The organism is Brevibacillus brevis (genome assembly GCF_031583145.1).
Taxonomy (GTDB): domain Bacteria; phylum Bacillota; class Bacilli; order Brevibacillales; family Brevibacillaceae; genus Brevibacillus; species Brevibacillus brevis_E.
In genome coordinates this window covers 5,252,962-5,267,767 of the sequence record NZ_CP134050.1, presented here as the reverse complement: position 1 = coordinate 5,267,767, position 14,806 = coordinate 5,252,962, and the positions used below count along the sequence as shown (strand labels likewise).

At 49.1% G+C, this 14,806-nt stretch carries 14 protein-coding genes; 7 read left to right on the top strand and 7 right to left on the bottom strand.

Annotation, left to right across the window (positions count from 1 at the left end; all coding sequences use genetic code 11):
- Positions 1-66 precede the first annotated feature (66 nt).
- Positions 67-633, bottom strand: a complete 567-nt coding sequence (locus tag RGB73_RS26110; protein ID WP_310766047.1) for a spore coat protein — start codon at positions 631-633, stop codon at positions 67-69.
- Positions 634-832: 199 nt separating this feature from the next.
- Between RGB73_RS26110 and RGB73_RS26105 the strand changes: the two genes are divergently transcribed.
- Together RGB73_RS26105 and RGB73_RS26100 are read left to right on the top strand one after the other, a co-directional pair.
- Positions 833-1,438, top strand: a complete 606-nt coding sequence (locus RGB73_RS26105; RefSeq protein ID WP_310766045.1) for an acetylglutamate kinase — start codon at positions 833-835, stop codon at positions 1,436-1,438.
- Between the two features lie 114 nt (positions 1,439-1,552).
- On the top strand, positions 1,553-1,864 hold the full coding sequence (locus tag RGB73_RS26100; protein WP_310766043.1) for a metal-sulfur cluster assembly factor: 312 nt from the start codon (positions 1,553-1,555) through the stop codon (positions 1,862-1,864).
- A 239-nt stretch (positions 1,865-2,103) separates the two neighbouring features.
- On the opposite strand, the gene RGB73_RS26095 is transcribed toward RGB73_RS26100, so the two are convergent.
- A complete protein-coding gene (locus RGB73_RS26095) occupies positions 2,104-2,376 on the bottom strand; it encodes a hypothetical protein (protein WP_310766041.1) in 273 nt (90 codons plus the stop codon).
- Between the two features lie 173 nt (positions 2,377-2,549).
- Between RGB73_RS26095 and RGB73_RS26090 the strand changes: the two genes are divergently transcribed.
- The 4 genes from RGB73_RS26090 (at position 2,550) to RGB73_RS26075 (ending at position 6,514) form a co-directional block, all read left to right on the top strand.
- Positions 2,550-4,289: a methyl-accepting chemotaxis protein gene (locus RGB73_RS26090; RefSeq protein ID WP_310766039.1), complete on the top strand. Its 1,740-nt coding sequence runs from the start codon at positions 2,550-2,552 to the stop codon at positions 4,287-4,289.
- 198 nt (positions 4,290-4,487) lie between these two features.
- Entirely contained in the window at positions 4,488-5,018 is a 531-nt protein-coding gene (locus RGB73_RS26085) for an RNA polymerase sigma factor (protein ID WP_310766037.1), read from the top strand.
- A complete protein-coding gene (locus RGB73_RS26080) occupies positions 5,002-6,075 on the top strand; it encodes a hypothetical protein (protein ID WP_310766036.1) in 1,074 nt (357 codons plus the stop codon). Before RGB73_RS26085 ends, RGB73_RS26080 begins: the two co-directional genes overlap by 17 nt.
- 229 nt (positions 6,076-6,304) lie before the next feature.
- Positions 6,305-6,514, top strand: coding sequence for a hypothetical protein (locus tag RGB73_RS26075; protein WP_310766034.1), 210 nt, complete (start codon positions 6,305-6,307; stop codon positions 6,512-6,514).
- A gap of 433 nt (positions 6,515-6,947) precedes the next feature.
- On the opposite strand, the gene RGB73_RS26070 is transcribed toward RGB73_RS26075, so the two are convergent.
- From RGB73_RS26070 to RGB73_RS26055, 4 genes are all read right to left on the bottom strand, one after another.
- Entirely contained in the window at positions 6,948-7,676 is a 729-nt protein-coding gene (locus RGB73_RS26070) for a hypothetical protein (RefSeq protein WP_310766033.1), read from the bottom strand.
- Positions 7,677-7,687: 11 nt separating this feature from the next.
- A complete protein-coding gene (locus RGB73_RS26065; protein ID WP_310766031.1) occupies positions 7,688-7,939 on the bottom strand; it encodes a hypothetical protein in 252 nt (83 codons plus the stop codon).
- A 213-nt stretch (positions 7,940-8,152) separates the two neighbouring features.
- Positions 8,153-8,491: a DUF4183 domain-containing protein gene (locus RGB73_RS26060; protein WP_310774555.1), complete on the bottom strand. Its 339-nt coding sequence runs from the start codon at positions 8,489-8,491 to the stop codon at positions 8,153-8,155.
- 151 nt (positions 8,492-8,642) lie between these two features.
- Positions 8,643-8,927, bottom strand: coding sequence for a DUF4183 domain-containing protein (locus RGB73_RS26055; protein WP_310766029.1), 285 nt, complete (start codon positions 8,925-8,927; stop codon positions 8,643-8,645).
- A 417-nt stretch (positions 8,928-9,344) separates the two neighbouring features.
- Between RGB73_RS26055 and RGB73_RS26050 the strand changes: the two genes are divergently transcribed.
- The gene (locus tag RGB73_RS26050) at positions 9,345-11,954 is read left to right on the top strand and encodes a S8 family serine peptidase (RefSeq protein WP_310766027.1); all 2,610 of its coding nucleotides are present in this window, start codon (positions 9,345-9,347) and stop codon (positions 11,952-11,954) included.
- 1,394 nt (positions 11,955-13,348) lie between these two features.
- Here the strand turns inward: RGB73_RS26050 and glnA are convergent.
- Positions 13,349-14,767: a type I glutamate--ammonia ligase gene (gene glnA, locus RGB73_RS26045; protein ID WP_310766025.1), complete on the bottom strand. Its 1,419-nt coding sequence runs from the start codon at positions 14,765-14,767 to the stop codon at positions 13,349-13,351.
- Positions 14,768-14,806: the final 39 nt, after the last annotated feature.

The window sequence follows — 14,806 nt, the reverse complement described above, 5'->3', positions numbered from 1 at the left end:
TTCCGATCTGTATGAAAAAAGCCAATCCTCCCCAGCGGGAAACGATTGGCTTTTTTTCCTAACCGATCAGCTGTACACGGCCATCGGCTCATGAGCCTGCACCTTCTGATAGACTTGACCCATGGCGTGCATGGCCTCCATCGGAGCGGCAATCGCCGGGTACCAGCCCTTACGAACCATGTAGGACCACACTTCGTAGGCTTGGTGGGAACACATGCGAAAAGCGTCCTCCAGGAAAGAACGCAGCGACGGAACCGTACATTCGAAGGTCCCCCAGGCGTAATCTCTGCCTGCCCGCTTCAGGGTCAGCAAATAAGAAGTGGCGATAGCCCGGTCGTCCAGCTGGCTGAGCTTGACTTGCGGTGTAATCGGCTGCGGTGCGGCTGCCATGGCGACAGTGCCTGCTTGCTGCAAGGGAGGGACATTCAATTGGTCGTGGGAGCCGTTTGGCTGTGTGGCAAATTCCACTTTCATATTGTAATCCTGCACGTGAACGGAGAAATGGCGGAGAATCATGTCCCGCAATTCCGGATCCTGGGCCTGATTGATGAAAAGGGCCATGGATTGGATCGAGTTCGTACAGCTCATCAAGAGTTCATTCAGTTCGCAGGCTTCGTGAATCCCCAGCTGCATTCGTTATCACTCCTTTTGTTGATCACCCCTCGTATTATTGGTATGTCTGCCGCTTCTTTATGTGGGGACAGACGCACTATCATTTGCCAAAGCAAGTCCCTGGCCGTCACGTCTGAAGCCTGAAGTCCAGGTAGGGATAGGCACCTCGAAGGCCATTCGCCTGTATACTGTTGGAAAATGGGTAAGGGAGAAAGACAGCATGCACAATTACTTCCCGAATTATTACGGCTACGGCGTCAGACAAGTATCAACCGCGGGGTGGACGCCGTCGAAGGTCGAGCTGAATCGAAAGCTGCGGTCATTGTGGGAGCAGCATATCTTCTGGACGAGTTTGACGGTGAACAGTATCGTCGACGACCTTCCCGAACAGAAGGAGACGATTGCCCGACTGTTTCGGAATCCCGCCGATTTTGCAGCCGTGCTCGATGTTCACTATCCGCCGGTCGTAGCGGACAAGTTTGCCGATCTGTTTCGGGGCCATCTGACCCTCGCGACAGAGTGGGTCACCACACTGCACAAAGGCGATTCCGCAGCTGCCGAAGAAGTGCAAAAGCGGTGGTATGCGAATGCGAATGACATTGCGGTCTTTCTGGGCAAAATCAATCCGTATTGGTCCACCGCGGAATGGCGCAACATGCTGTTCGAGCACTTGCGGCTGCTCACCAGCAAAGTGATGACGCGCATCGAAGGGAACTACGCCCAAAACGTCCTGGCGAACGACCTGATCGAACCGCAAGCGCTCGGCATGGCGGACGCGATGACGATGGGGATCATCCGGCAGTTTCCGATGGCGTTTCAGAGCTAGTCGCATAGGCAAGCGGACAACGCTGTGTGGATAAAATCATCGACGGACGACCAAAGTAGGAACGTGTGAATCATTTCTCCCTTGTCTCGCAGAGGGATAAACGAGGTGTTAATCGTGACTACGGAAGATGCGATCTGGTCTGCTTTGGAAGAAGTGGACGACCCTGAAGTCGGAGTGAATATTGTAGATTTGGGGCTCGTCTACGAGGTGAAGGTCGATGAAAACGGGCGGGCGAGAATAGAAATGACGCTTACCATTCCCGAGTGCCCGCTGGCCGATGACATCGTCAAGAACGTGAAGGAGGCGGTGGGAGCTATATCCGGTGTCAAGGAAGTGGACGTCTCCCTCGTCTGGGAGCCGAGATGGAGCCCGGCGCGAATGAATGACAAGGCACGAGAGGAAATCAGATCACGCCAGAGAGTGTAGCAAATACATGGCACAGCAGAACCCGCCCCTCCAGTGAAGGGCGGGTTTTTCAGTCAACAGGCAGTTTTCTTCTTTGGCGAACCCTTTTACTTCCAAGAGGATGCTTCTATTCGTTCGCTTTGACCCTGCAGGAACTGTCGATACGGCTTCCAGTCATCCGGAGAGGGAAGCGGCATGGTTCGAGCTTCCCTCCAGTCGTTTGGGTTAGGGCTGTTTTAATTATTTTTCATCCAACACTCCTAAATCAGGATGAATAGCAGACCGGTATGCTGGAGGTAGAGCAAAGCCGCTGTCAAAATGCCAAGCACGATGAACATGTATGTGAATTTTTCTTGGTACCAAAGAACAAGGAAAAAGTAGAGCAACGTGACAAGCGTGCCGAAGACACCGATGCTTACAGCCCATAAGTACCCCAATGGATACATAAAGCTGTTCGGGGAAACGGTATGCCAGCGGTAGATACTGTAGGCGATCACTCCCAGCCAAAAGAGCAGTCCAACCAGATAGGCCATGTGATTCTCCTTTTTGTCGAGTCGTTACCTACATATCGGCAGAATCCGGGGGAGAATAGAGGGATAAGCAGCCGATCTACCAAATCCGAAATGTAAAAGATGTGCTCCAAAATGTTTCGAAAGCGACTTTAATGGGGAAAAGGAATAAAAAATCTCCAGAAAGGGGCACAACTATGAAATTTCAAGTACAGTCACTGCGTACGAAGCTCATCATCTCTTGTCTTCTTGTCGTGCTTATCCCTACTCTCGTGATCGGCATCGGATCCTTCGAAGTGGCCAAGAGCAAGCTGGACGAAGCAGGAAAAGAACGATTGAAAGAACATGTCAAAATCGCAATCGCCATGATCGATATGCTGAATGAACAAGTGGAAGCGGGAAATATGACGCTGGATGAAGCGCAAGACAAAATGCGCAATGAATTGCTGGGAGAGAAAGGCCCAGACGGCAAGCGTCCGATCAAACAGGAATACACAGTAGGAAAAACGGGATATTTGTGGGCGGTCAATCAGAATATGGTGTCTGTCATGAATCCGTCAAACGAGGGAACAGACCTGACCGATGTAAAGACCGAGGACGGGATCATGCTGGGACACGACATCGTCGCGGTCGGAAAAAACGGAGGATTTTTGCAGTACAAATGGAAGGTAGCCAAGTCGGACGCCATCGAGACGAAAGTCAGCTACGTGGAAACGGACTCGCATTGGGGCTGGACGGTCGGGGCCGGGGCGTATCTTTCGGAGTTTAACAGCGGGGCGGATCAGGTCATGACCTTGGTGATTATCATCGCCTCTGCAGCCGTGGTGGCCGGTGCTGTTTTTGCGACCGTCTACTCCAAGCGCTTTACAAGGCCGATCCTGCTGGTTGCGGACAAGCTCAACCATGTAGCCGAGGGTGACTTTACCATTGAGGAAGTGAATATTCGCTCCAAGGATGAAATTGGCATATTGGCCGCCGACTTTAATCGAATGATCCAAAGCATGCGGCAGCTCATCAAGGACGTCCATGATTCGGCCAGTCGGGTAGCAATTTCCTCCAATGAATTGTCGGCGAGCGCCGAACAAACCAGCAAAGCATCCGAGCAAATTGCGGTAGACGTACAGGAGTCGGCCAAAGGTGCGGACAACCAGCAAGTTTCCCTGCAAAAGGCATCCACATCCCTGGAGGAGATTTCGATTGGCATGCAGCGCATTGCCGAAGGCTCCTCTGCGATTTCGGATTCGTCGGAGCATACCAGGGAAACGGCTGGGCTTGGCGGTGAAGCGGTGCAAAAAACCGTCCATCAAATGAACTCGATCAAAGACACCGTCAATGATTTTGATTCGGTCATCAAATTGCTGGAGAATCGGACGCAGCAGATTGAATTGATGCTCAACGTCATTTCGGACATCTCCGCCCAAACGAACCTGCTTGCCTTGAATGCGGCGATCGAAGCGGCGCGGGCAGGCGAGCACGGACGCGGATTTGCCGTGGTGGCCGAAGAAGTCAGGAAATTGGCGGATCAGTCGAGTCAGTCCTCTCAGCAGATTTCCGTCTTGATCGGAGAAATTCAACAGGACATGCAGCAAACCATTTCGACGATGGAAAAAGTAAAGGCGGAAGTGGACTCCGGTATTGTCGTCGCGAACGAAACAGAGCGCAGGTTTGCTGACATTCTCGAGCTGACGACGGACGTTTCGCGACAAGTCGAGGACTTGGCCAGCGTGTCCCAGCAAATATCTGCCAGCATGCAGGAAGTATCGGCAAGCATGGAGGATGTGTCCTCCATCGCGATGCAATCCTCGGCCAATTCGCAAAACATCGCGTCGGCTGCGGAAGAGCAGCTCGCTTCCATGGAAGAGGTAAGCAGTTTATCGAGCTCGCTGTCCAAGATGGCGGACGAGATGCGGGCTTTTGTGCAGAAATTCAAGTTTTAATCGATACCATAAGACGAAGGGCGCCGAAGTATCACCCCATGCTGGGTGAACTTTGGCGCCGTTTTTCTTTGCCGAAAAAGCAGGGCAAGCTTGGGCAAACGGACCGGAGTCAGAGGCTGAATCAGAAAAATTTCCGATAAAGTGAAAGATGGCCAAGACCAATCCGTCTTTACAGTGGAAAAAGGAGGTGGAAAACGATTGGATGACAATGGTGTGCGCATCGAACAATGGTTTCGGGCATACAGCAACGATGTATATCGTTTTCTGGTCTACTACACAGGACGCAAGGATATAGAAGACCTTGTCCAAGAGACGTTTATTCGGGCCCTGAAGGCTCCTCAGCAGGTCGAGGTTGAGAATCCCAAAACGTGGCTCTTTGCCATTGCGAGAAATGTCGCCATCGATGAAGGGCGCAGAAGAAAACTGCGAAGCTGGTTGCCGGAGCTTTTCTTGCAGCATCTCGTATCGCACGACAAGACCCCGGAAGAGTCACTGGAGCTCAGTGAGAACAAACGCATTCTCTATGAAATCATCCATCAGTTGAAACGATCGTATCGAGACGTGCTGATCTTGCGCGGGATCAAGGGCTTATCCAGCAAGGAGACCGCGGAGGTATTGGGATGGAGTGAAGCCAAGGTGCACCTGACCATGCACAGGGCCATGAAAGCTGTTCAAAACCGAAGCCATGCTTCAGTAACGGAGGAGATGACGAATGCCGTCACAAGATGAGCAAATGATCTGGGACGAATTGCATGATTTCCCGGAACAGGTTCTTGCCAGGGAGAAAAACGAAAAGATTTTAGCGAGCATTCGGGAGGAGCGACGCAAAATGCGCAATCAACATAAAAAGAGAAAGTATTTTGGCTGGATGGCCAATGGGCTTGTCACTTGTGCCGTGATCCTCGCCTTATTTTGGATGAAACCATTCGCCCTGCCGGCCGAAACATCAGGAAGTGCTTCTTTTGTAGACCCGACGTATGAAGCGGCTGCGCAAAAGGCCATCAAAGCGACGGGGATCACCAAGGAATTTCATTTTGAGGAGACCGAGAAAGCGACCGAATATTTCATTGTGCGAACAAAGAATCGCGAGGCTATCGTTACATTTAAACCGGATACGACGGAGGTCAACACTGTCTCGGCGATTGTAGCGAGCAGCGAGCTCCCGGATCGGTACCGGAAGTATACGGAGACGGCGCGGGCCGCCTTTCTGGAAGCAAAACAGGACGCCCATTTTGATGACGTCCATCTCTTTCAGGATGACGAAGGAACAACGTTGTCCTATGAGAAAGGAAGTGGGGAGTCAGGCAATCTGCAGTTCGTCAGGGTTGACCTGAAAACGAACAAAATCACCGATTTCCGTATCCAGTACAAGCCGGAGGATGTGGATCAAAAAGTGATGTCCGCCGCCCAACAGGCGTTCACGATCCTATCCAATGGCAAGAGTGCCTCTTTTACCGAAGCAAGAAAATCGGATGATAAGAAAGAAGATATCTGGGAGCTTACCAATAAGCAAGAACGTTATTCCGCACAAGTGGGAGCGAGATCGGGCAAAGTCTATCATGTCGGCTATGGAACCGACTATCAAATCAAGTCGATCCAGGAAGTCGTAGCAGTGGCAAACCCGCTTGTCCAAAGCATATTTGGGCTGGATATCTCGGGGTACAAGGCGTACGGCGGCAAAGATTGGGGCGGGTACGTGCTGAAGCAGCAGGGGAAACCGGATGTCACCGTAAATATCGGCAGCCTCGATCGAGGCAATATTAGCGGGATCTCTGTGAAATGGTGAACAGCCGGCGTTTGGCATTGGGGAGCCCTTATTTCCGCCGGTTGTTCAAGTAAAAGGTCCCCTTTGTTCTCCCGGAACACATGATGGTCGGGTAGCCCGTTACACGATGGTTGCATATCGCAGTGAACAAACAGGCGGTTTATGATAAAATCAAAAACGGAACAGGCATATATTACCAGTCGGATTTTCCGCGAGAGCATCTTTTTTTGGGGAGAAGGGGTTGTACAATGTGTTGGATTTCGGTGCTGTGTCTTTGGAATGGGGCACGATGATCGTGCAGCTGTTCGTGTTGCTTCCGGCGCTCTTGTTTTACGCGTTTGTCGTCTATTTCTTGTGGAGTGCACTCAGCTTCATGAAGAAAAAGCTGCAGCTCGACCGAGAGCGGAATCAAAAGCTGGCTGAGATCGTGGAAACCTGCAAGGGACGACAAGAATCATAGTACTTGAGACGGTGTCAAAAGAGGGGCAAGTCGGTCATTCGCCCCTCGTCCAGCACTTCCCTTCCCGCAATTCAAAATCGTACTTTCATTCCCAGAGAGGGCTTCCACTATGAAAAAACGGTTCGTCACTGCTTCGTTTTTTTTACTGCTTGGGCTTATCGCTTTTTTTCTTCTGGGCCAGGAAGAGAAATACTACAAGCTGTCAGAAACGGCTCCTCCTGAGTATGTAGAAGAACTGAAAAAGAACGGTTTGGACGTAAAGGTGGAGAAGGACGGATCCCTTTGGCTAAATGAGAGAGATCAGGCTGACTATGTAGTATGCTGCAGTTGACGCTTACATGCTGTGCAAATCATCCCTTCGTCAGTGATCTCTGAGGTGTTTCGGCCATGCTGCAGAAAAGCTTTCTGCCTGCCGGAACGCCTCTTTTTTATACTATTTCATTTGTAGGTAAACCTCTTTTGTTTTGTGTTCACCCTGCTTCCATTCCTGTAAGGCATCAAACGAAACATCCTCTGTATCAGGAATCGTTGCCTTTAGTGTCCTGTCATTTTCCCAGCTCATCGAAACAATCGGAAACAAAAACTCGGGAGCTGTTAGCTGACTTGCGAGCTCGTCGGCGTTTTGAATTTCCGCGAGCCGGAATGAATCGGCGTCAATGATCAGCAGGCTATTTCGGAGCACTTCCGTGCCTTCGTTTCTTCCGAGCAAGATAGCAAGGTTCTTCTCATTTGGGGAGAACGCATGCCTCATCCAGATACTTCCGGAATGCAAGGGGAGGGTTTGGAAGGAATCGTTTTTCATCTGAACCAGAGTATGGTCGCACTGCTTCACACCGCAACTATACCGGATGTCGCCGTAAACGACGCCAGATGGTGACGAGAATGTCTCCGTTTGTATACGGCTAAACTCGTTCATTCGCTCCTGGGGGTCACGTTGATCGAGGTATTGTTTTACCGGGGCAATTTTTTCAACAGGAATGGTGATTGTTTTTGTATCGATGAGGAAGGACAGTTCGAACGGTTCAGATGGTTCTTCGCTCTTTGCATGGGGGTGGTGTACAGGTGCCGAACCGATGGAGTCGGTGGGCGTTGTCGGAGAGCAGCCTGAAGCGATGAGTGCTATAAAAGTGAACCAAGACCAAGGGAAGAACGATTTTTTCATCAAGGCACCTCTCAATATTTGCTAGGTAAATTGGCATCGGATTCTAAAACGACTGTATTTACATTTTCTTGAAAAAGCTTCCCGGCAAGGACCAGGGTGAAATAAGCGGAGGCTGCGGCAATTTCACGATTCCTTCCAGGGAGGAGGGCTTGTTCGAAACAATCGACTGTAACCGGGGCTTTTGCTTGTTCGTGAAAGCCCTTTTCACCTTCCTGTCGGAGACCGCACCGGCCGGCTAGCGGATATCCATCGCTGATTTTCATCGCTTTCCTTCTTGAATGGAACACGGATTGCCGTATCGGGACAAAGTCCTGGGTTCCCTCGTACCCTACTTCACACCCCACTTCATAACCCGGATTTTGCCGGGATATAGCAGCCCAGCTCATGATTGGGGGAAAGCCAAAGGGGTGGAGGGGCCAAGATAACAACGTATCCCAATGTACTATATGGAATGATTTTACATTGCGAGCCGCATGTTAGGAAGTGAAAATTTTGATGAATTGCAGAATCAAAGGGACTCCCTGTGTCGGCGCTTCACTGAGAATGAGTACCCCCGCTTGCACCGCGTATAGATGGGGTGGCTGCAAAATCCCGTTGATAAACAAATTCACAAGCGAATAGTCACTCGGAGAGAGGATGGCAGAAGTGCTGAAGGCGGCATCGGCGTCGCTGTTTGTGTAGACATTGCGAACTCCATCAGAAAAAGCCGTGTACTGATAAACCTCCGTACGTAAAACGCCTGGCGTGCAGGGGCACGGGGGACATGGTGGGCATGGCTGTACCGGGAAAATATCGGGACAGCCACTCGGAGGCATTAGCTGATAGGTGTTGATCCGGATATACCCCCGATTGACCTGACTTCCTCGCGAAAATTCACGGCCCATACGATCACCTTTCTTCGCACACATCGATCAGGACATTTAGAACCCCAGTAGTTTGCGGTACTGGGGTAAAAGCCTGTCGTTTTTAGTTGATTACAAACTCGACGCATACCGGGGTACCGCCGTTTTCCGCATCTCCATCCGGAATGGTAATCGCTGTGGTTGTAATCGTGGACGTGTTCCCTGGTTGAAGGACGCCGTTCACGTACAGATTGTAATACGCGAACGTGCTGGGAAACGCTGTTGCGGCAGTGCCTGCATCCGTATTGAAAGCCGTTGCCGCGATGGCAAAGGTTGCTCCCGTTCCAGTTCCTAAGCCAATGGTCGAGTTGAACCTTGCCGAGGTGATAAATGGCTTGATGATCGCCACTTTTACTCCTCCTTTTTCTCTTTTGTGATATAAGGGGTATCCTTATTCAATAGCATTAATATGCAGGAACCCGTCTGCTTGAAACGGACGGATGGTGGGGAGGGATGTGTGTATTTTTAAGGTGGAGGCTGAATTCTGAAGAACGAGCCGTGGATAAGGCAATGATCAATAGGGGGAGTCTGTCACTGCAGATGGAATTGCCAAGGTACAAAGAATACAAATAGTTACACTAGTTTACAGTACAGGAACATTTCCAACGTAAATGCGAGATTCGGTTAAAATGAACGCAAGCGAATAGAGAAACGAGCCACCTGGGCGCCAAGGTGGCTTTTCTATTTGTGGGGTATGACTGGTCCTATCATGGTTGGCCGGGTTGATAAGAGAAAGAACAGAAACCAAAAAAGGGAGAGGATTTTTGTGAGAAAAATTCACTTGATTACTTTCAAAGAACGTGACCATTTGAAAAACAAAGCTAAGCTTGAGAAGCATATTGCCAAACACGCAGTTAAACGTAATTTGAAAAAACCAAAATTGAATAGCGAATTAAAACGTTTGCCACGTGTATTCATTATTGAAGATGCTGATGATGAGTTACTTGAGGACTTGGAAAATGACGGGGATATCGTAGCTGTAGAAGAAAATATTTATGACAAACCTCTTATGGCACAGAGTCCTAGTGAATGGTCGCACACACTTTCCGATATTTTGGGATTCCATTCTAGAGGTTATACTGGCGCAGGGGTGAAAGTCGGATTTATTGATACAGGGGCGGCAAACCATGAAGATCTGGTGTATGCTGGGCGTTATAATGCATATACTGCGGTTCATGGTGGGACAACTCCAGCAGAGGCATCCAAAAATCCCCATGGTACAATGGTTGCCGGCATTATCGGTGCTCGAAATAATGAGAAAGGATATGTAGGTGTGGCCCCTGAGTGCTTACTATACGCTGTAAAAGCCGACGATAATAGTAGCACCACAACGGACATTAGTGTAGATGCGCAAATTAAGGGTATCGAATGGCTTGTTGATCAAGGTGTAAAGATCATCAATTGTAGCTTTGGCAATACTTTTGACAGCCTAGCAAGGAAAACAGCGATGCGAGATGCCTACGAAAATGATGGAGTATTATTTATTTGCGGTGCAGGTAATGATGGGAGAAGCACCGGTAATAATCAGGTGTCATATCCAGCAGCTTATGATTTTGTTATTGCGGTCGGGTGTGTTAAGAAAAACAGAGTGTCAGCTGACTATACTAGCCGTGGTCCCGAAATAGATGTTTGTGCTCCTGGTGATGGAGTTATGACGACAGTACCAAGTTCCGCCAATCAATCCGGTACGGATTATACAACACCAAGTACTGTATACGGTTCATTTAATGGAACTTCTTGTGCAACACCGCACGTGGCTGGATTAGCTGCACTGTATAAACAAATGTACCCAAAATATACGGTCGACCAGCTTCGTAACTTGATTGAAACGAATGTTGAAGAATTAGGTAAAGATGGCCATGATGTTGTGTACGGTAAAGGTATGGTAAAATCCCCTTGGTTCACTCCAACTAATTATATTGGCAAAACAACTTCCACTTCTGCAACACTGAACGGAAGTAGTTATAGTGGCTCGATTACCAACGGAGCAATACAGCACGTCAAATTCATTCCTGCGTCAAGCGGACTTTATGATATCACCACTTCAAGTTCATTAGACTTGTACTTGCAGGTTTTTGATACGAATTATAATTTGATGGGTCAAGATGATGATGGAGCAGGTAGTTCTCAACCAAAACTTTCTCTAAATCTTACAGCCGGACAGACATATTATATTGCAATATCAGGTTTCAGTAATACGCAAACCGGATCTTTTACACTGAATACTGTGTACCAAGGAAACTACATTGTCGAAGATTTTGAGGACAGTTCATTTACTATTCCGTTCAACAGTGGATGGAAAATAGCTCCATTAGTTGCTTATAAGGGTAATTACGGCTATACAAATGTCGGCACTTCACAAGCTACTTTTAAAGTTACAGTTCCGACAGGAGTCACAAATGCTAAATTGTCCTTTTGGTATCTCCAAGTTATGAATCCCGGCGATTCATTTAAAGTAGTTATTAATGGCGTTGAAAAATATTCAGCGACGGCAAATGCCGATTGGGTATACAAAGAGTTCATGCTTGGAGAAGGTACTAACAATGTGGCATTTTCCTATACAGGAACGGGCCATATATATGTAGACGAAGTTACAGTAAGTGGAAAAGGTGTAACTGTAGGAGCATGGACAGGCGGTGGTGGTATTCCAGGTGAGTCGCTCACAAACCCAGTCATTCTGTCCGGATCTTCGTCTCAAGGAAACCTGATGGCTGGTAGTGCCGACTACTTCAAATACGTTCCAACTACATCTGGCACATTTACTTTCGACACTGATTCATCCATTGATCTAGTGATGGATTTGCTCAACTCCAGTGGTGAAGTTATTACTAATAACGATGACAGTGACGGAAATTCACAACCAAGAATTTCCTACTTTCTGTCGGCGGGAACAACCTATTTCTTGCGAGTGTATGGCTACAACAGTTCGATAACTGGGACATTTATTCTAAATGTCACTAATAGCGGAGGAGGTGTAACTCCGGTATCCATCACGGAAGATTTTACAGATACCAACTTTAACTTTACTATCGTAGAAGTCGGTGGATGGACAGTAGGTTCTGGCAAGTATAGCGCTGAACTAAACACCACGGGTAGTAAAGAATTTTACTTTACCGTTAATGTTCCTGCCAGTGCAACCACTCGAACTGTAACTGTTAACTGGAAACTTGCCAACGTTATGGGAACTCCCACAGGTGCAAAGTTCGAAATTTTGGTTAACGATGTAGTGAAACATACGACAAACGGAACTACTTCATCCTATACCAATACCGTAATCGCTTTGGGAACGGGGTCGCAAACGATCAAAATTCGTGCATCACTTTCAAGCGGCCATGTTCTTCCAGCGGTTGAAACCATCACAGTGAATTGGTCGTAATCGCAAAAGGTTGGTATCTACCTGTTTATCAAGAAAGTTTTTAGACCTTTAACGACTGCACAAATCTCAGAGCTATAGACAGTGTAAGTGATGTGTAGCGTAGCAAGGAACATTTAGATAAAAATTGAAAGAAAGTTGAGCCCGAAACTCTTCATATAGAGTGCTTGGGCTCTTTTTTCATTTTCAGAACAAACTCAATAGGCTGAGGTCGTTGTGTAGTGACAAAGGCGTGAAACCCGCCCTGCAAGCAAAAATGGATAGATCTGGAGCAACAATGACCTCTACTATAGACTCGATTAAAGTCATCCGGAGATCCTACAACGAGTCACAGAACCGCCTGAAGGTATATGTTGATCTGAGGGAACCTGCCGATAATAGCTAATTTTCATAAGAGCAGGAGAGTCGTGCTTCTATGCAGTAATATTCATATGCCCATTGTAAGAATCTCGAGGAAAGGAGTCCTTCTATCCGTTGACGGAACGCCGTGTGCGATGAAAGTCGCCCGCACGGTGTAGGCTCGTTATAAACCCAAGTACGGGATAAAACGAGAATAGCGAACCGATTGATACAACACCGCCAGAGGCTGTACCGAGTTTAGTTGCAACGCCCTTTCTCGGTGGAAGCATTAAACTTAACTGGGTGGGGACGACAGATGCCGATTGGGATCACTATGAGCTGTACTATTTAGTCGCTCCAGAAGGTGACGCAGATGATACAAGCAGTAAATATGAACACAGCAGCATGTATACGCAAGGAGACGGCAGCGCAAGTTTTTTTGTTCCAAGTGGTCTTAGAATCTCATTCGCTATGTACTCAGTAGATGCAGCAGGAAACAAGTCCGTTACCAAAACGTCTGTGTTTGCCATTGACTAAATTGTTTTCCATCGACTAAATAGTTTGGCTCGACCCTTGGGCATCCTCCTAAGGGTCTTTTCATTAGGCGGTAACGATGGTCAACCAACGACAAGACTTCAAAGTACGGCCCAATCTCTAGCCTTAGTCAGGAGAAATTCCTTTATACCTTTTGTTACCCTATCAATGGCCATCGTACAAAAAGTCACACTTCTAGGCCGGTAATGATTGGTCAGGAGAGCAATACTGATGGGAATGGCCAAACATATACGGATACTAGGATTTTTGGTTGACGCAATGACGTTTGGTGATTCGGCCGTAACATTGACCGCCAATGAGGGGAAAGGAGGAAGCCAATCGGTGAGGTTTGAACTGCACGTGATATAGACGCACATCGAATCGTTTTTCGAGCTACCGATAGCTTCTGAGTAAAACCTCGCCTTTTGGTGGGGTTCTTTCTTTGCACCGAAAGTGACGCATGAAAAAGTTGGTTTTCTTAATAGAACAAGCCCCTCCCGAACGGGAAGGGCTTCGAATCTATCTTACAGATCGTAATACAGCTCATACTCTTTCGGATTCACCGTGCGCTCGACTTGTTGGATCTCGCCGCGCTTCAGGGAAATCCAGCTTTCGATCAGTTCTTTGGTGAAGACGCCGCCTTCCAGCAGGAAGTCGTGATCGGCTTCGAGAGCGATCAGCGCTTCTTCGAGAGAGCCGGGAGCGCTCTTGATTTCGTGCTTCTCGGCATCAGACAGGTCGTAGATGTTTTTGTCCAGAGGACCAAAGCCCATTTCGCGCGGGTCGAGTTTGCGCTTGATGCCGTCCAGTCCAGCCATGAGCATGGCAGCGAAAGCCAGGTAAGGGTTGGCGGTGGAGTCAGGCGTACGGAACTCGATGCGGGACGCTTTCGGTGTGACGGCAGCTACCGGGATGCGGACGGCTGCAGAGCGGTTCCCTTTGGAGAACACCAGATTGACCGGCGCTTCGTAGCCAGGGACCAGACGTTTGAACGAGTTGGTGCTCGGGTTGGTCAGCGCGATCAGTGCCGGCGCGTGGTGCAAAATGCCGCCGATGTAGTACAGAGCGGTTTGGCTCAGGTTGGCGTATCCGCCTTGCTCGTAGAAGAGCGGGGTGTCGCCGTTGAACAGGCTTTGGTGTACGTGCATGCCGGAGCCGTTGTCGCCTACGATCGGTTTTGGCATGAATGTCGCGGTTTTGCCGTGCTTGGCCGCTACGTTGCGCACGATGTATTTGAACAGCAGGAGGTTGTCGGCGGTGCGAGTCAGGGTGTCGAAGCGGAAGTTGATCTCGCCTTGTCCCGCAGTCGCTACCTCGTGGTGATGACGCTCTACGCTCAGACCGGCTTGGGTCATCAGGGTGCACATTTCGTTGCGGATATCCGCCTGCGTGTCAGTGGGCTGTACAGGGAAGTAGCCGCCTTTGTTGCGCACTTTGTAGCCGAGGTTTTGCCCTTCTTTGCCGGTGTTCCAGAACGCTTCCTCCGAATCGATGTGGAAGAAGGAGCCGGATGGACCGGATGCATAGCGTACGCTGTCAAACAGGAAGAACTCGGATTCCGGACCAAAGTAAGCCGCAGTCGCTACGCCCAGTTGCTGCAGGTATGCTTCCGCCTTGAGGGCGATGCCGCGCGGGTCGCGGTCGTAGGTGGTGTAGTCAGGGTTTACGATGTTGCAGACGATGTTCAGTGTTTTCGCTTCCACGAAAGGATCGATGAAGGCAGTTGCCGGATCAGGCATGGCCACCATGTCGCTTTCTTCGATGGATTTGTAGCCGGTCAGGCTGGAGCCGTCGAAAGCCACACCGTTGCGGAAAGTGCCTTCGTCCACTGCGTAGGCAGGGACCGTGACGTGGTGCTGGCGGCCGAGCAGGTCGACGATGCGGAAATCGACGTATTCGACTTTTTCAGAGTCAATGGTGGACAAGACCGTTTTCATATCCAAGGCAATACACTCCATTCACGAATTATTTTTATCGATTAA

Coding starts and splice junctions, on each gene's coding strand:
- RGB73_RS26095 (WP_310766041.1), bottom strand. CDS start 2,376: ATGGCCTATCTGGTTGGACTGCTCTTTTGGCTGGGAGTGATCGCCTAC.
- RGB73_RS26105 (WP_310766045.1), top strand. CDS start 833: ATGCACAATTACTTCCCGAATTATTACGGCTACGGCGTCAGACAAGTA.
- RGB73_RS26065 (WP_310766031.1), bottom strand. CDS start 7,939: ATGAAAATCAGCGATGGATATCCGCTAGCCGGCCGGTGCGGTCTCCGA.
- RGB73_RS26080 (WP_310766036.1), top strand. CDS start 5,002: ATGCCGTCACAAGATGAGCAAATGATCTGGGACGAATTGCATGATTTC.
- RGB73_RS26060 (WP_310774555.1), bottom strand. CDS start 8,491: ATGCCTCCGAGTGGCTGTCCCGATATTTTCCCGGTACAGCCATGCCCA.
- RGB73_RS26110 (WP_310766047.1), bottom strand. CDS start 633: ATGCAGCTGGGGATTCACGAAGCCTGCGAACTGAATGAACTCTTGATG.
- RGB73_RS26070 (WP_310766033.1), bottom strand. CDS start 7,676: ATGAAAAAATCGTTCTTCCCTTGGTCTTGGTTCACTTTTATAGCACTC.
- RGB73_RS26090 (WP_310766039.1), top strand. CDS start 2,550: ATGAAATTTCAAGTACAGTCACTGCGTACGAAGCTCATCATCTCTTGT.